Here is a 15,634-nt window from a genome sequence, read left to right on the forward strand (position 1 = left end):
AACCGCCCCCATTGCTTTGAGAGCTGGAGCATATTTCGAGTTCAACATGGCAATCATGTCATCATCTGGGGACCGATCACCTTTCCACGTAGAAATTGTTGCGTAACTCATCTTCCTCGCCTTTCATCCGACATTTCCCAGATAATGCTTAAAGCGCTATCGTCCGCTGGTGGAGCTCGTATCCGGGCCACGACCCCGAGCTTTTCCGTCACCACCCGAGCTGGACCGCAGGCCGCAACGAAAGCGCCTAGTTGCACGTCGCCGCCGCGGTGGGCTCAAACCTGCCTTGAGCGACATTCACCAGATAGCCTCCGGGTTCGCGGAAATCTTACCACCGTGCCACCGTCGAGGGAACGGGATCATTTTCGCGGCCACCCGATGACCTGATTTCTCGATTTTCCTGTGTCGGGAAGCCCATTTGTCCATATTTTCAGTCATCCAGAAGCACCTCTCCCGTCGCTTTGCACCCGCCATCGATTTCCTCGGTCTACGCCGGAGCGGGTCTTCGTCGTAGATCATCAATCAAGCTCAGGATTTTCCCGATTGAGCTATTGGCCGGCCAACCCCGCAGTTACGACGTCCCGGCCGACAGCGGCAATGTCGTCAGCCACGCCTTCTGCCCGACCTGCGGCGGCCAGCTCTACGTCTCGTCCAGCGGCCGGCCCACGCATCTCTCGATCAAGGCCGGCTCGCTCGACGATCCATCGTGGCTCAGGCCCGATAGCCGCATCTGGAGCCGGAGCGCCCAGCCCTGGGGCATGGTGAAGGGCGATATCGAGAGCTTCGAGGCGGGATTCGGTAAATAGGGCTCCAGGGCATGCAATAAGGAGGAACCGGTCATCGACCTGGGAACGCTGCTGCCGCGCCATGCGCGCTATCGCCCCGGCCACCCGGCGCTGGCCATCGGCAACCGGCGGCTGGATTTCGCCGAGCTAAACGCCGAGGTTGACCGGCTGGCCAAGGCGTTGCTGCGGGCGGGCTTGGGGAAAGGCGACAAGGTTTCGACGCTGCTGCCCAACTGCCTCGAACAGGTGTTGATGTATGGCGCGGCGGCGCGCACCGGCATCGTCATTGTGCCCTGCAGTCCGCTCCTGCAAACCGGCGGGCTGGTATCGCTGCTCAACGATTCCGACACCTTATTGCTGCTGGCCGACGCCAGCTTCGCCGATACCGTGACGGCGGCGCGGACCGATCTGCCGGCCATCGCGGACGAGCGCTATGTCTTGGTAGGCAGGGGAATGAGGTAGGGCGGGTTGAAGGGGTGGCCGACGACGGTGCGTTCGGGATGTCGGCAGCGCACCTGGATGTCGGACATGGCTAGCCCCGAGGTGCTGCTGAGCAACACCACGTCGGGCGCCGCGGCGGCGTCGAGCTCGGCGAAGGCGGCGATCTTGGTTTCCAGATTTTCGGGGCCGCTTTCCTGCACCACCTGAACGCTTGCCGCCATGGCGGCAAGCGAGGGGGCGAAGTGCAGGCGCTCGGGGTCGGCGCCTGGCGCCAGGCCCAGGTTTTCCATGGTGGGCCAGGCCGCTGCCACCAACTGGCGCGCGGCCTCGGGTCCCTCGGGCGCCGGGTCGTAGGCCACGACATCGAATCCCAGCCTGAGGAAATGGGCCGCCCAACCAGCCCCGATGTCCCCGGCGCCGAGCAAGCCGACGGATTCGATTTCGCTGGCCGGGGTAAACATGGCCGCAAATGTCGGGTCGAAAGCCGAAATTGAAAATCGAATTTTCTAGATGGTTCTGATCGGGAAACCCGATCTCGGCGGTCAGAAAGCCGTGCGATCGGCGCCCTTCAAACCGAGCAACTCGCGGGCCTCGGCCGGGCTGGCGACGTCGAGCGACAACTCGGCCAGGATACGGCCTATTTTCTCCACCTGCGCCGCGTTCGAGGGCGCCAGCTCGCCCTTGCCCAGATAAAGATTGTCTTCCAGCCCGACCCGCACGTTGGAGCCCATGATGGCGCCAGTGGTGACCAGGCCGAGCTGGAAGCGGCCGCCGCCCAGCACCGACCACACCCAGTCGTCGCCCAGCAGACGATCGGCCGTGCGCTTCATGAACACCAGATTGTCGATGTCGGGACCGATGCCGCCGAGGTTGCCGAAGATGGTCTGGACAAACAGCGGTGGTTTGACCAGGCCGCTGTCGAGGTAATAGGCCAGGGTATAGAGATGCCCCACGTCGTAGGCTTCGAATTCGAAGCGCGTACCCAGATCGCCCACCTTCTCCAGCATGTATTCGATGTCGGAGAAGGTGTTGATGAAGGGCTCGGTGCGTGAAGATTCAAGGTACGGCTGCTCCCAGTCGTGCTGCCACTTGTCCTGGTAGCGCGCGATCATCGGATGGTAGCCGAAGTTCATGGTGCCCAGGTTGAGGGTGCAAAGCTCTGGTTCCGTGCGGAACACCACTTTCAGCCGTTCCTCCGCCGACATGCCGGTGCCGCCGCCGGACGAGATGCTGACCACGGCGTCGCAGCCCTGCTTGATGCGCGGCAGGAAGCGCATGAAGACCTCGGGATCGCCGGTCGGCTCGCCGTCATCCTGACGGCCGTGCAGGTGCACGATGGCGGTCCCGGCCTGGGCCGCGGCGATCGATTGCTCGGCGATCTCGTCGGGCGTACACGGCAGATGGGGCGACATGGTCGGCGTGTGGGCCGATCCGGTTATGGCGCAAGTGATGATGACTTTGCCCGAGGTTGCCATGGTGCCTCCTGTTGCCCAACTGTTGCCTTCGTCTGTTATTCCCCTAACCCAATGTTCGGGGCGCAACAAGGGACTTTTGCCCGGCTTGTTTCAGGGGCCGGCAAACAGCTAGAATTGGCGATCTTGGGGGGGACGAAAACGTGCGACGAATGACAACCGCTACCATTCTGGCTGCGGCCCTGGCGGGCCCTGGTGGCTACCTCGGCCGAGGCGGCCAGCAAGAAAAAGCCGGCCAAGGAGAAGGCCCAGCCGGGGCCGCCGACGGCCGCCGCCGTGGTGCTCGATTCCATGAGCGCGCCGGTGCTGCGTGGCAAGCGCTTTTATCGCTTCGAATTCGCCGTCATCACCATGAAAATCATCAGCCTCAAAAAGGCCAGCAAGATCTGCCGCAAGCGCTACGCCCTGACCGAGGCCTTCCTCGAGGCGCTTTACGAGAATCCGATCAATACGCGCACCAGGAAAGCGGACCGGGCCCGCGCCGAGAAGCTTCTCATGAAGGCGGCGGTAAAGGTGCTCGGTGCCAAAGTGATCGGCGGCCTGAGCGTCAAATGGAAGCGCCACGCCGGAGCCGGTCAGCGCTCTATTTTCGGCACCTATCACGACATCATCTGCAAAGACGTAAAGGGCGCTTAGAGCGGATCGAGCGGATCTCAGCAAATGAGATCCGGCTTTTTTGTCGCTCACGGCGGCTCCGCTTCGCTCCGCTGCCTGCACGGGCGCGCCGCAGGGGCGGCGGGTCGCGCCGTCGCTCCCGTTGGCTCTTTATCGCTCACGGCGGCTCCGCTTCGCTACGCTGCCTGCGCGGGCGCGCCGCAGGAGCGGCGGGTCGCGGTCGCTCCCGTTGCACCAAGACCAAGCCGCAAAAAAACACACGTGGTATCGGCAATAAGCCGCGCCCCGGCACGGGGGGCGGAGGCCAAGGGCGCGGATGCGCCCGCCCGGTGAGGGTCGAATCAAGACTCCGCGGATGCGCCCGCCCGGTGAGGGACTAACAAAAAGCCGCCTGTGGCGGCGCCCGCCCGGTGAGGCTCTAATCAAGACCGACCGGCCAGGAAGGCATCGATGGCGGCCACGCATTCCACTTCGTCAAGCAGCGGCGTGTGGCCGCGGTGGGCCACGGTGAGGCGTTGGAGGTCTGGTTTTTCCGCCGCCATGCGCTCGAAGGTGGCCGGGCTGAGAAGATCGGACAGGGCGCCCCGGATGGCCAGCGTGGGAATGTGGCGTAGCGCGCCGAACAGCGGCCAAAGATCCCCCGGCGGCGGTGCCGCCTTGAGCGCCTTGGCCAACTCGAGGTCGTAATCGAGGTGCAATCGGCCATCGTCGCCCGGCTGGAAGGTGTTGTGCGCCATTTCCAGCCAGGCCGCTTCGTCGAGCCCCGGGTAGGCTGGGCTGAAAAGGTGTCTGAGGTAGCTCACGGCAGCTTGCCAGTCGGCCTGCGGTGCCGGCGTGCCGACGTGGTCGGCGATGCGTTCAAAGCCATCACCGGCGAATTCGGGGCCCACGTCGTTGAGGATGACGCCGGCCAGCAGCGTCGGACGCACACAGGCCAGCGCCATGGCCAGTAGCCCTCCCAGCGAGGTGCCGACCACCACCAGGCTCGAAATGTTGGTCGCCGCCGCCAGGTCGAGGATGTCGCCGACGTAGACCTCGGGCCGGTAGTTGCGCCAATTGCGGTCGTAGGCCGAACGGCCGCGGCCGTGGTAGTCGAGCGCCAGCACCCGGCAGCCCAAGGACCCGTGGCGCGCCCCGTCGTGCGCCAGGCGGCTGGCCAGGTGGTGGAAATCGCCGGACTGGCTGGTCAGGCCGGAAAGGCACAACAGCGCCGGACCCGGCGCCAGCACCTCGCCGTAGTCGCGGTAGGCCAGCCTGAGGCCGTCCTGGGCCGTCAACTGGCACTGGCGGTAGCCTTCGGGCCGGCGTTCGGACGCTGCCACCGTCAGCCCCCGTGCAGGTCGGCCGCGAGGCCCAGTTGCACCGGCCGCTCGGCCAGGCGCTGGCGGTAGACCTGCAGGTTGCCGAGCACGCGCTGCACATAGTCGCGGGTCTCGGTGAAGGGGATCTGCTCGATCCAGTCGATGGCGTCGACCTCCTGCTTGCGAGGATCGCCGAAGGTGCGCAGCCAGCGTTTGACGCGCGGCGTGCCGGCGTTGTAGGCGGCCAGGGCCAGCACGTAGGAGCCCTTGTAGAGCTTTATGAGCTCGGCCAGGTAGGTCGAGCCCAGCCGGCTGTTGTAGTCGGCATCGCTGAGCAGGCGGCGCTTGCTGTAGCGGATCTTGTGGCGCCGGGCCAGCTTGCGCGCCGTACCCGGCATCAATTGCATCAGCCCCAGCGCCCCGGCCCAACTTTCGGCCTTCCGGTCGAACTGGCTTTCCTGACGGGCTAGCGCCAGCAGCAGCGGCCGCTCGACGTCCTTGTGGCCGGCAAAGCGGGGTACCGGATAGCCTTCCTCGATCAGCGCCAGGCCGGTCCGGCCGGCGCGCTTGGCTACCGCCACGGCGAGATCGATGCGGCCCAGCTCGCGAGCCAAGCGGGCCACCAGGACGCTTTCGCCGGGCTCAGCGGCGGCCAGCAGCGCCATAAAAAAGGGCCGTAACTGCTCGCGCTGGCCAAGCTCCGCCAGCAGCCGGCAGGCCCCCACCAGGCGGCGCTGGCGGAAGCGTTGGTAATCAGCGGCGTCGGGCTGCGGTGCCGACGGCAATGCCAGCCGGGCCCCGGCATCCAGCTCCAGCACCGCCAGCTGGCCATGGTAGGTGGTGGGATGCGCCGCCGCCAGGCCGTACCAAACCTCGGCCGCCAGATCGTCGTCCTGGGCCGCCGCCGCCCGGCCCGCCCAGTAGGTGGCACGGGCGACGGAGACGGGATAGCGCACCTGGAGGAAGATGCGCCAGAAGTGTTCGGTCGCGACGTCGGCGTCGTCGAGGAATCGCATCGCCAGCCAGCCGGCCAGCCATTCCGCCTCGGCCACCGCCGAGGCCTCATGCTGGCCGTGGTCTCGGGCCAGGTAGTAGGCCTCGCTGATGTGGCCGCGGTAGAGCGCCTTGCGGGCCAGGACGCGGCGCTCGCGCCACCAGGGCCCGGCCCGGCCGAGCTCGGCCGGGGCCGGAATGAGGAAGGCCACGGCGTCGTCATAGCGCCCCTTGAGGCGGCGCCAGCGCACCCGCTCGAAGACCAGGCCGGGGCGCTGGCGCAGTTCAGCGGGCACCTGGGCGATGGCGGCGTCGACGCGGGGCGAGGATTCCATCAACGCCAGGCGCGCCCGGCCCAAAACCTTGGCTTCGCCATTGACCCGGCGCAGCATGCGATAGGCACCGCGGCGCTGGCGGTCCCAGATCAGGCGGTCGAGCCGGGCCTCATGATCGCCGGCTCTCAGCAGCTTGCGGTGGCGGCGGTAGAAGCGGCGTTCGTCGCCATAGGGGAACTTGCCGTTGATCCAAGCGTCGCGCAGCCGGGCCAGGCCGGCCGCCTGCTTGCCTTCGGCCAGCAGCAACTCCGCCAGCGCCAGTTTGCCTCGCCCGCTTTGCGGTGGGTAGCGCGCGAACCAGGCCCGCAACCGGCTCTTGTCTTGACTCCCTGTGGCCCGCAAGGCCGCCGCCTCGGCGCTTTGCCGCAGTTCCTGCTGGCCGGGCCAGTCGGCGTGCCCTTCGATGAAGGTGGTGATCTCGGCGAAGCTGGCGGTGGGCTGGGGCTGCTTGAAGTGGAGCCAGGTCAGAATCTCGGCCGGCAGGCGGTTCTCGGCCCGCGCCGCCAGCTGGGTGGCGCTTTTCCACTTGCCCGCCTGGGTGGCCTTGAAGGCCCGGCGGTAAAGCGCAACGTCGCCCGGCGAGAGCATCGGCCGGGCCCCGTCTTTCGTCGTGTCCCGCCCCCAAGCGGGGGTGGCCGCGAGCAACACGGCGAAGGCGAGGAATAGCGGACGGCTGGGCAGCATGCGGCAGGTTTCGCTAGGCTCGAGGCGCTCCCGGCCGGCAGCGGCCCGGCCACCGGACGGGGCGATGATAGCGGCGCTGCCCCCTGGGCCACAAGGCAGCGTTGCAAAGAGGCGGCTACTTCGCTTGCCCGAGCGCTATTAAGTGGCTATTTTCCCCAGGATTTCCCGGCAAGAGGGGTGGGCCATGTTTCAGGGATCAATCGTTGCGTTAATCACGCCGTTTCGCGACGGGGCGGTCGACGAGAAGGCTTTTCAGTCCTTCGTGGAATGGCAGATCGAGCAGGGAACCCATGGCCTGGTGCCCTGCGGTACCACCGGCGAATCACCAACGCTGAGCCACGAAGAACACATGCGGGTCACCGAGTTGTGCATCGAGGCGGCAGGCGGACGGGTGCCGGTGATCGCCGGCACCGGCTCCAACTCGACGGCCGAGGCCATCGCGCTCACGCAGCACGCCGAAAAGGCCGGTGCCGACGGCGCGCTGCTGGTCATGCCCTATTACAACAAGCCCACCCAGGACGGCTTGTCGGCGCACTTTCGGGCCATCCACGATGCCACCGACATTCCGCTCCTGATCTACAACATCCCCGGCCGTTCGGTGGTCAACATGTCCATCGACACCATGATCAGGCTGGCCCAGTTGCCCAACATCGTGGGCGTCAAGGATGCCACCGGCGATCCCTCGCGGATCAGCACCATGCGGCTCTTGGTGGGGTCGGGCTTCTGTCAGCTCTCGGGCGAGGACGCCATCGCGCTCTCCTTGATGGCCCACGGCGGCCACGGCTGCATCTCGGTCACCGCCAACGCCGCACCCAAGCTCTGCGCCGAATTTCAAAACGCCTGCCTGGCCGACGACTTCGTCAAGGCGCGTGAGTATCAGGACCAGTTGATGCCGCTGCACACGGCGCTCTTCCTCGAAACCAGTCCGGGGCCGGTCAAGCATGCCGTCAGCCTGCTCGACAGGTGTGCCGACGAGCTCAGGCTGCCGCTGGTGCCGGTGGGCGAGAAGATCGCCAAGCAGATCCGCATCGTCATGCGGGCCTGCGAACTCTTGGACTGAGGCGGTGGCACGCCCTGCGCGGGAGGGCGACCGCAAGATCGCCATCAACCGCAAAGCGCGCCGCGATTATTTCATCGAGCAAACCCTCGAGGCCGGCATCGTGCTGGTGGGCAGCGAGGTCAAGTCGCTGCGCAACGGCCAAGCCAGCGTGGCCGAGAGCCATGCCGCCGAGAAAGACGGCGAGCTCTTCCTGCTTAATGCCCATATCCCCGAATACGGACCGGCCAACCGCCTCAATCACGACCCCCGCAGGCCGCGCAAGCTACTGGTGCATCGCCGCGAACTCAGGCGCCTGATCGGCACCGTGCAGAGTTCCGGCATGACCTTGGTGGCGCTCTCGATCTACTTCAACGAACGCGGCCGGGCCAAGGTCGAACTCGGCCTGGCCCGGGGCAAGCGCCAGCACGACAAACGCGCCAGCGAAAAAAACCGCGACTGGCAGCGCCAGAAACAACGCCTGATGCGCGACCGGGGTTAGCGGCTCGCGGCGTGTTAGGTCTGGCGATACCTACGACGCCCGCTGCTCCAGCCCCTTCTGCTCAAGGCGCCAGACCAAAAGATCGAACCTGTCCTGGCCGAAGAAGGGCTCGCCTTCCAGCACCATCAGCGGCACGCCCCAGTGGCCGGCGGCGGCGTGGTCGTCCTGGTTGGCTTCGATGACCGCCTCGAAGCTCGCCCCATCGGTGGCCACCGCGGCCTCGAGCTCGGCGCCGTCGAGACCGGCGCGGTCGGCCGCCTGGGCCAGGTGGTCGCCCTCGTGCCAGCCCTCGACGGTGCTGCCGAAGATCAGCCGCGAGACCTCATCGATGTAGGCCAGGCCGCGGCCACGCTGGCAGGCCGCGATGCCCATGCGGGTAAGGCGGTGGATGTAGGGCTGCTCAGTGGCGATGGTGTAGCTCGCCATGTCCATCACCACGGGGTCCGGCTTGGGCGGCCAGCGGAAAGGAAGCCCGAGGCTCTCGGCCACGCGCCTGGTGTCCTGCATGAGATAAGGCGCGAATGAGCCCGTATTTCTCACCCTGGTCACGGCCTGCGGCGCGTCCAGGTGATGCGATCCGCAAGGAAAAGACCGATGCGCGTAGTGGGACTACGCGCTTCGGTCTTTGACGTGGCGGGCGCGCGCCTGGGCGCGACCCTTCGGGCGGCGCTGTCAGGCCATGGCCAGGGTGAGAAATACGGGCTAAGGATTTACGCGCTCGAAGAAATCGGGCGTGCGGATGGCGATGGGATAAACCGGCCGCACCTTGATAGTGAGCTCGAAGTCGCGTTCCAGGGCCACCAGGCGCGGCGTCAGCAGATAGGAATAGGGGCTGCGAAAGGACCAGAAGACATCGATCGTCGGTGGCATGGCAGTGCTCCCTTCGTGCCCTCAGGAATCGAGAGCGCGGCGGATGCCGCCGAAGATGGCGTCGAACATCCGGGGCGTCAGGCGCCCGGTATTCACGTTGTAGCGCGAACAGTGATAGCTGGCGATCAATTCGCGGCCGGCTCCCAGTTGGTAGCGCGCGGCGTGGCCGAAGGGATGGTCGCGGCGTTTGAGCTCGAGCGCCGCCAGCAGCGAATTGTGGGCGATGGTGCCCAGCGCCAGTATCAGGCGAAGATTTTGCAGGCTGGCCAGCTCGGCCCGCAGGAATTGGCGGCAGCAGTTGATTTCGGCCGCTACCGGCTTGTTTTCCGGCGGCACGCAACGCACGGCGTTGGTGATGCGGCAGTCGACCAGCTCGAGCCCGTCGTCGGGCCGGGCACCATAGCTGCCCCGCGCCAAGCCATGGCGCTCGAGCGCGGGATAGAGCAAGTCCCCGGCGGCATCGCCGGTAAAGGGCCGGCCGCTTCGGTTGGCGCCACGCAGGCCGGGCGCCAGGCCGACCACCAGCAGCCTCGCCCGATGGTCGCCAAAGGCCGCTACCGGGGCGTTGTGCCAAGTCGCGAAGGCCTGCCGGTTGGCCCGGCGGAAGTCGGCCAGACGGGGGCACAGCGGACAATCGGAAGCGGGCTCGCTGGCGGAATGGGGCTCGCCGGCGAGCCCGGCAACGGCGGGCACGATGCTCAGGCGTCGTGGTAGACCGGATCCAGGTCCTCGGATTCGTCGTCGTGGTCGTCGTCGTGATCGTCGTCGTCGTCGTCGGCGGCCCGGTTGTAATGGTCATGCCCGGGCGCGTCGCGTCGGCGCAGGGCCGCAATCTCCTGGGGCGAACGCGCGATGAGGTCCTGGATGTCGAGCAGTTCGATGAAGTGATCGGCCTGGCGCCGCATCTCGTCCGCCGCCATGGGCGGCTGCGAACGCACCGTTGAGACCACCGAGGTTCTCAAGCCCTTGCTCTGGACCGCCTCCAAGAGGCGGCGGAAATCGCCGTCACCCGAGAACAGCACGGCGTGGTCGATGTGGGGCGCCATCTCCAAGAGGTCGACCGCCAGTTCGATGTCCATGTTGCCCTTGATCTTGCGCCGGCCCGAGGCATCGGTGAATTCCTTGGTCGGCTTGGTGATCATGGTGTAGCCGTTGTAGTCGAGCCAGTCGACCAACGGCCGAATGGGGGAATACTCCTGGTCTTCGATCAGCGCCGTGTAATAGAAAGCACGCACCAGCCGGCCTTGGGCCGAAAAGGTCTCCAGGAGGCGCTTGTAATCGATATCGAAATTCAGCGCCCGGGCGGCGGCGTAAAGGTTGGAGCCATCAATGAAAAGGGCGATACGTTCGTCGGAATGAAACTTAAAGGATTCGAGTCCGGTCATGGCTGATATTCCTTACTCTCCGGCCTCCGGCCGGAATATTCAGTGGATTGCTGGTAAACAAGGGCACTGGTTTATGACTGCAGCTATCATTAGCAACAAACGCGAGAAAAACATACAATCCGATTCACCCAGGGGACACCCGAGGTGCGTTCCTATAGGAAATAGTCGATTTCTCGGACGAAGCAAGTCTTTGTTGCGGCGGAGCACGGGAAATTGATCTTCCTCGGCCTGGGTGCGAATCTGCCGTCGGGGCGCTACGGCGAACCGCAAGATACCCTCGAGGCGGCACTGGGGAAGCTGCCCGAGGCCGGCATCGAGGTGGCGGCACGGTCGCGCTGGTGGCGCAGCGCGCCGCTGCCGGCCTCGGATCAGCCCTGGTTCGTCAACGGCGTGGCGGCGCTGCGCACCAAGCTGGCACCCGACGATTTGCTGCTAAAGCTGCAGCAAATCGAGACTGCCGTCGGGCGGCGGCGCAGCCAGGCCAATGCCGCCCGGGTGGTCGATCTCGACCTTTTGGCCTACGACGATTTCGTCCGCCGGCCGCCGAGCGGCGGCGGCGCGCTGCAGCTGCCCCATCCCCGGCTGGCCGAGCGGGCCTTCGTGTTGTTGCCACTGGCTGAGTTGGCGCCCGATTGGCGCCATCCGCTGAGCGGCCGCTCGGTGGCCGGGATGATCGCGGATCTCGGCCCTCAAGCCATCGAGCCGCTGGCATGATTGGCTCAGAGCTCGTTGTCAAATCGAAGAACTTGAGAAATATTGTGCTATCGCCTTGCTTTGTGGGGCGGTTGTGAATATTTATTATCACGGCTGACAATACTGCGGAGAAGAGAGATGGCGCGCGTTACCGTCGAAGATTGTGTCACCAAGGTTCCCAACCGGTTCGATCTGGTCATGGTGGCCTCGCAGCGCTCGCGCGAGATCGCCTCGGGCGAGGAACTGACGGTGGAGCGGGACAACGACAAGGATCCGGTCGTGGCGCTGCGCGAGATCGCCGACGAGACGGTGCCGGTCGACACCCTGCGCGAAGCGATGATTCGCGGCATGCAAAAGCATGTCGAGCTTGACGAGCCCGAGGACGACGACATGACGCTGCTGATGGCGGGCCAGGATTGGGGCGCCGCGGCCAGTGAAGAAGTCGTCCAGGCGGCCCAGGCCGAGGTCCCGGCCCTCAGGGACGGCGACGCCGAGGACGGGGGCGACGCCGAGGATAGCGCTGCCGACGAGGCGGCGGACGAGAGCCAGGCGGCCTCCCAAACGGACGGGGAGTGAACGCCGGGCTGGCGCTAACGATCCCGACACCCGCGGGGCTGGTAGGCCGGCGGGGCACCTTTACGAACGCACAGAACGCAAGGGCAGCGGCTGACGGCGTCGTCGCTGGCTTCTCCGTCGGTCATTCCGTCTGGTGGCGGCGGTCATGATCCGGCAATACGAACTGGTGGAAAAAGTGCGTGGCTATGACATGGCCACGAACGAGGACCTCTTGAACCGGGCCTACGTTTTCTCCATGAAAGCGCACGGATCACAAATCCGTGAATCGGGCGATCCCTATTTCTGCCATCCCCTCGAGGTGGCCGGCATTCTGACCGACCTCAAGCTCGACTGGACGACCATCGCCACGGCGCTGCTTCACGACACGGTCGAGGACACGCTGGCCACGGTGGAGGAAATAGAGGGCAAGTTCGGCGACGAAATCGCCCGCCTGGTCGACGGCGTGACCAAGCTGTCGCAGCTCGAGATGGCCTCGGGCAACCGCAACCAGCAGGCCGAGAACTTCCGCAAGCTGGTGCTGGCGATGTCGAACGACATCCGCGTGCTGCTGGTCAAGCTGGCCGACCGGCTGCACAACATGCGCACGCTTTCCTTCGTGCGCAATCCCGACAAGCGCCGGCGCATCGCTTCCGAGACCATGGAGATCTATGCCCCGCTGGCCGAGCGCATCGGCATGCAAAACATCAAGGACGAGCTCGAGGACCTGTCCTTCGCCGTGCTCAATCCTGAAGCGCGGGAATCCATAGACTCGAGGCTCGAATTCCTGCGCCACCAGGGCGGCGACCTGGTCGGCCGGGTGACCGACGAGCTGCGCCGCACCTTGGCCGCGGACATGATCAAGGCCCAGGTGCTGGGGCGCGAAAAGCGGGTCTTTTCGATCTGGCGCAAGATGGAGCGCAAGAACGTCAGCTTCGAGCAGCTTTCCGACATCATGGCCTTCCGCATCCAGGTCGAGACCATGGAAGACTGCTACCGCGTGCTGGGCGTGGTGCACGGCCGCTATTCGATGGTGCCGGGATCCTTCAAGGACTACATCTCGACGCCCAAGCGCAACGGCTACCAGTCCCTTCATACCGCCGTCATCGGCCCCGAACAGCAGCGCATCGAGATCCAGATCCGCACCCGTGACATGCACGAGGTGGCCGAACTTGGCGTCGCCGCCCACTGGATCTACAAGCAAAGCGGCGAAATGGCCGATGGCAGCCAGTACCGCTGGCTGCGGGAGTTGCTGGAGATCCTGGATAATGCTTCCAATCCCGAGGAATTTCTCGAACACACCAAGCTCGAGATGTTCCTGGATCAGGTTTTCTGCTTCACCCCCAAGGGCACCCTGATTGCGCTGCCGCGCGGCGCCACGCCGGTCGATTTCGCCTACGCCGTGCATACCGAGGTCGGCGATACCTGTGCCGGGGCCCGCATCAACGGCCGTATGGTGCCGCTGCGCACGCGGCTTGCCAACGGCGATCAGGTCGAGATCGTGCGCTCCAATGTGCGGGCGCCCTCGCCGACCTGGGAGAAGTTCGCCATCACCGGCAAGGCCCGCTCGGCGGTGCGCCGCTTCATCCGCAAGCAGCAACGTTCGCAATACCTCGATCTCGGCCAGGCCATGCTGAAAAAAGCCTTCCGCGAGCGCGGCGAGCAATATGGCGAGAAAAAGCTGGCCGCCGTCGCCGAGGCCCTGAAGTTGCGCGGCAGCGACGACATCTGCGCCGCCGTCGGGCGCGGCGAGCTGCCGGCTTCACGGGTGATCTCCGCGGTCTTTCCCGATCAGACCGTCAAGGCCCGGGCGGGCAAGCTGTTGTCGCGAATTCGGCCGCGCGGCAAACCGCGCCGCGGCGGCGACGCCGCGGTGCCCATCCGCGGGCTGATACCGGGCATGGCGGTGCACTTCGCGGGCTGTTGCCATGCGCTGCCGGGCGACCGCATCGTCGGCATCATCACCACCGGCAAGGGCGTCACCATTCATACCATCGACTGCGAGACCCTGGCCCAGTTCAACGACACCCCCGAGCGCTGGCTCGACGTATCCTGGAACGTCGACGACGAGACCCCGGACGTCCACGTGGCGCGCATCGAGACGGTGCTGATGAACGAGCCTGGCTCGCTCTCCACCCTGGCCTCGGTGATCGCCAACAACCACGGCAATATTTCCAACCTCAAGATCGTCGACCGCTCGACCGATTTCTTCGAGATGCTGGTCGACATCGAGGTGCAAGACGTCAAGCACCTGACCAACATTATCGCCGCATTGCGTGCCAGCGCCGCCATCAGCTCGGTCGAGCGCGCCCGAGGTTGATTTTGGGAGACTTTTCCGCATGAGCTTCGATTTCTCGGCCTTTTTGCGCCCCGACCTGCCGCCGCCGGCCCAGCGCTGGAGCGCTTTTCCCGAATACAACTTCGTCGGCGGCCACAACGACGTGGCCGGTGTTCCGGTTGCCGACCTGGCCGCTGCGGCGCACCAGGTGCTGTCGCGCGAGGGAGCCACGCTGGCCACCTACGGGCTCGAAAGCGGCCCCCAGGGGTACCGTGCGTTGCGGGAATTCGTGGCGGCCAAGCTCAAGGCCCGGGCCGGCCTCGCCTGTTCGGCCGACGAGATTCTCATCACCTCGGGATCCTTGCAGGCACTCGAACTGGTCAACGCGCTGCTGCTCGAGCCCGGCGATACCGTGATCGTCGAGGCGGCGACCTATGGCGGTGCTTTGATGCGGCTGAGAAAGCTTGGCGTTGCTTACGTCGGCGTCGATCTCGATCAGGACGGTATGCGTCCCGAGGCCTTGGCCCAGGTGCTCGAGGAACTCGAGGGCAGGAAGCAAAAAGCCAAATTCATCTACACCATCCCGACGGTGCAAAACCCCACCGGCACGGTGATGAGCCTCGAGCGCCGCCAGGCGCTGCTGGAATTGGCGCGGGCGCACGACGTACCGGTCTTCGAGGACGACTGCTACGCCGACCTCTTGTGGCAAGGCCCGCGGCCGCCGGCCATCCGGGCGCTCGACGACGGAGGCGGCCAGGTGATCTACTGCGGCTCGTTCTCGAAATCCATCGCGCCGGCGCTGCGCCTGGGCTACATCGTCGCCGACTGGCCGGTCATGAGCCGGCTCTTGCCGCTCAAGACCGACGGCGGCACGGGCGCCCTGGAGCAGATGGTGCTGGCGGAATACGCCGGTGACAGGTTCGACAACCACGTCGCGGCCTTGCAGCACACGCTGCGCGGCAAGTGCGACACCATCATGGCGGCGCTGGAGGAACAGTTCGGCGCCACGGCCGAGTTCACAGCGCCCTTGGGCGGCATCTTCATCTGGATCACGCTGCCCGACGAGGTCGACACCAACCAGCTGGCCCAGGCGGCCCTGGCCGAGGGCGTGGCCCTCAATCCCGGCGCCGAGTGGATGGCCGACGCCGCGGCCGGGCGCCGCCGGCTGCGGCTCTGCTTTGCCAACCCCTCCGAGGACAGCATCCGCGACGGCGTCGCCCGCCTGGCCGAGATCTGCCACCGCGAGTTCGGCGTGCCTGAGCGCAGCGCCAACGTGGCGCGCGATGTCTGAGAAAATCACCGGAGGTTGCTTGTGCGGGGCGGTGAGGTTTGCCTATGGCGGAAAGGTGGGGGCGGCCGCCTACTGCCATTGCCAAGATTGCCGCCGCTGTACGGGCAGCGCCTTCAACGTCGGTGTGGCCTTCGAAACCGCCTCTTTCGAGGTGGTTTCCGGCCAACCAAAAGAGTTTACCAAGCGGGCCGACAGCGGCAACGAGCTCGCGCGGCACTTTTGTCCCGAATGTGGCTCGCCGCTTTACACCTCCTCGCCCAGGCATCCCGACTTGGTCTACCTGAAGGCAGGCGCCCTGGATGATCCGGCGCTGGTCCAACCGGGCTATCAAAGTTAGCATGGCTCCGCCGTTTCCTGGTCGATGATCGAGCCCGGATTGCCGGCCTACGAGAAAGGCCGGG

Annotated in this window: 17 protein-coding genes and 1 pseudogene; 10 read left to right on the forward strand and 8 right to left on the reverse strand. The window is 65.8% G+C overall.

Going from position 1 to position 15,634, the window contains the following annotated elements; genetic code table 11:
* The first annotated feature begins 551 nt into the window (after positions 1–551).
* Positions 552–806: a GFA family protein gene (locus QGG75_16395; GenBank protein ID MDP6068814.1), complete on the forward strand. Its 255-nt coding sequence runs from the start codon at positions 552–554 to the stop codon at positions 804–806.
* Between the two features lie 51 nt (positions 807–857).
* On the forward strand, positions 858–1,247 hold the full coding sequence (locus QGG75_16400; GenBank protein ID MDP6068815.1) for an AMP-binding protein: 390 nt from the start codon (positions 858–860) through the stop codon (positions 1,245–1,247).
* Here the strand turns inward: QGG75_16400 and QGG75_16405 are convergent.
* Together QGG75_16405 and QGG75_16410 are read right to left on the reverse strand one after the other, a co-directional pair.
* On the reverse strand, positions 1,217–1,687 hold the full coding sequence (locus QGG75_16405; protein ID MDP6068816.1) for a 3-hydroxyacyl-CoA dehydrogenase NAD-binding domain-containing protein: 471 nt from the start codon (positions 1,685–1,687) through the stop codon (positions 1,217–1,219). The two genes, QGG75_16400 and QGG75_16405, sit on opposite strands and share 31 nt — an antisense overlap.
* 81 nt (positions 1,688–1,768) lie before the next feature.
* Entirely contained in the window at positions 1,769–2,701 is a 933-nt protein-coding gene (locus QGG75_16410) for a 3-keto-5-aminohexanoate cleavage protein (protein MDP6068817.1), read from the reverse strand.
* A 192-nt stretch (positions 2,702–2,893) separates the two neighbouring features.
* Between QGG75_16410 and QGG75_16415 the strand changes: the two genes are divergently transcribed.
* The gene (locus tag QGG75_16415) at positions 2,894–3,334 is read left to right on the forward strand and encodes a hypothetical protein (protein MDP6068818.1); all 441 of its coding nucleotides are present in this window, start codon (positions 2,894–2,896) and stop codon (positions 3,332–3,334) included.
* Between the two features lie 401 nt (positions 3,335–3,735).
* Here the strand turns inward: QGG75_16415 and QGG75_16420 are convergent, their stop codons facing one another.
* Both QGG75_16420 and QGG75_16425 read right to left on the reverse strand, forming a co-directional pair.
* Entirely contained in the window at positions 3,736–4,635 is a 900-nt protein-coding gene (locus QGG75_16420) for an alpha/beta hydrolase (GenBank protein ID MDP6068819.1), read from the reverse strand.
* A gap of 2 nt (positions 4,636–4,637) precedes the next feature.
* A complete protein-coding gene (locus tag QGG75_16425; GenBank protein MDP6068820.1) occupies positions 4,638–6,626 on the reverse strand; it encodes a lytic transglycosylase domain-containing protein in 1,989 nt (662 codons plus the stop codon).
* A gap of 184 nt (positions 6,627–6,810) precedes the next feature.
* Between QGG75_16425 and dapA the strand changes: the two genes are divergently transcribed.
* Positions 6,811–7,686, forward strand: a complete 876-nt coding sequence (gene dapA, locus QGG75_16430; protein MDP6068821.1) for a 4-hydroxy-tetrahydrodipicolinate synthase — start codon at positions 6,811–6,813, stop codon at positions 7,684–7,686.
* A 4-nt stretch (positions 7,687–7,690) separates the two neighbouring features.
* A complete protein-coding gene (gene smpB, locus QGG75_16435) occupies positions 7,691–8,164 on the forward strand; it encodes an SsrA-binding protein SmpB (protein MDP6068822.1) in 474 nt (157 codons plus the stop codon).
* Between the two features lie 30 nt (positions 8,165–8,194).
* Here the strand turns inward: smpB and QGG75_16440 are convergent, their stop codons facing one another.
* The 4 genes from QGG75_16440 to QGG75_16455 all read right to left on the reverse strand — a co-directional run bounded on the left by QGG75_16440 (position 8,195) and on the right by QGG75_16455 (position 10,419).
* Entirely contained in the window at positions 8,195–8,671 is a 477-nt protein-coding gene (locus QGG75_16440) for a DsbA family protein (protein MDP6068823.1), read from the reverse strand.
* A gap of 195 nt (positions 8,672–8,866) precedes the next feature.
* Positions 8,867–9,034 (reverse strand): hypothetical protein, encoded by a 168-nt coding sequence (locus QGG75_16445; protein ID MDP6068824.1) that lies wholly within the window; start codon positions 9,032–9,034, stop codon positions 8,867–8,869.
* 21 nt (positions 9,035–9,055) lie between these two features.
* Positions 9,056–9,727: a uracil-DNA glycosylase gene (locus QGG75_16450; GenBank protein ID MDP6068825.1), complete on the reverse strand. Its 672-nt coding sequence runs from the start codon at positions 9,725–9,727 to the stop codon at positions 9,056–9,058.
* Between the two features lie 5 nt (positions 9,728–9,732).
* Entirely contained in the window at positions 9,733–10,419 is a 687-nt protein-coding gene (locus QGG75_16455; GenBank protein ID MDP6068826.1) for an NYN domain-containing protein, read from the reverse strand.
* 213 nt (positions 10,420–10,632) lie between these two features.
* Between QGG75_16455 and folK the strand changes: the two genes are divergently transcribed.
* The 5 genes and pseudogenes from folK to QGG75_16480 all read left to right on the forward strand — a co-directional run bounded on the left by folK (position 10,633) and on the right by QGG75_16480 (position 15,570).
* On the forward strand, positions 10,633–11,133 hold the full coding sequence (gene folK / locus QGG75_16460) for a 2-amino-4-hydroxy-6-hydroxymethyldihydropteridine diphosphokinase (protein ID MDP6068827.1): 501 nt from the start codon (positions 10,633–10,635) through the stop codon (positions 11,131–11,133).
* Positions 11,134–11,250: 117 nt separating this feature from the next.
* A pseudogene (gene rpoZ / locus QGG75_16465) lies at positions 11,251–11,517 on the forward strand (DNA-directed RNA polymerase subunit omega).
* Between the two features lie 316 nt (positions 11,518–11,833).
* Positions 11,834–13,984 carry a bifunctional (p)ppGpp synthetase/guanosine-3',5'-bis(diphosphate) 3'-pyrophosphohydrolase gene (locus QGG75_16470; protein ID MDP6068828.1) on the forward strand — a complete coding sequence of 717 codons (2,151 nt, stop codon included), beginning with the start codon at positions 11,834–11,836 and terminating at the stop codon, positions 13,982–13,984.
* Between the two features lie 19 nt (positions 13,985–14,003).
* Positions 14,004–15,233: a PLP-dependent aminotransferase family protein gene (locus QGG75_16475; GenBank protein MDP6068829.1), complete on the forward strand. Its 1,230-nt coding sequence runs from the start codon at positions 14,004–14,006 to the stop codon at positions 15,231–15,233.
* Between the two features lie 31 nt (positions 15,234–15,264).
* Entirely contained in the window at positions 15,265–15,570 is a 306-nt protein-coding gene (locus tag QGG75_16480) for a GFA family protein (protein ID MDP6068830.1), read from the forward strand.
* The last annotated feature ends 64 nt before the right edge of the window (positions 15,571–15,634 follow it).

The sequence above is a fragment of the Alphaproteobacteria bacterium genome, from assembly GCA_030740435.1.
Taxonomy (GTDB): Bacteria; Pseudomonadota; Alphaproteobacteria; order UBA2966; family UBA2966.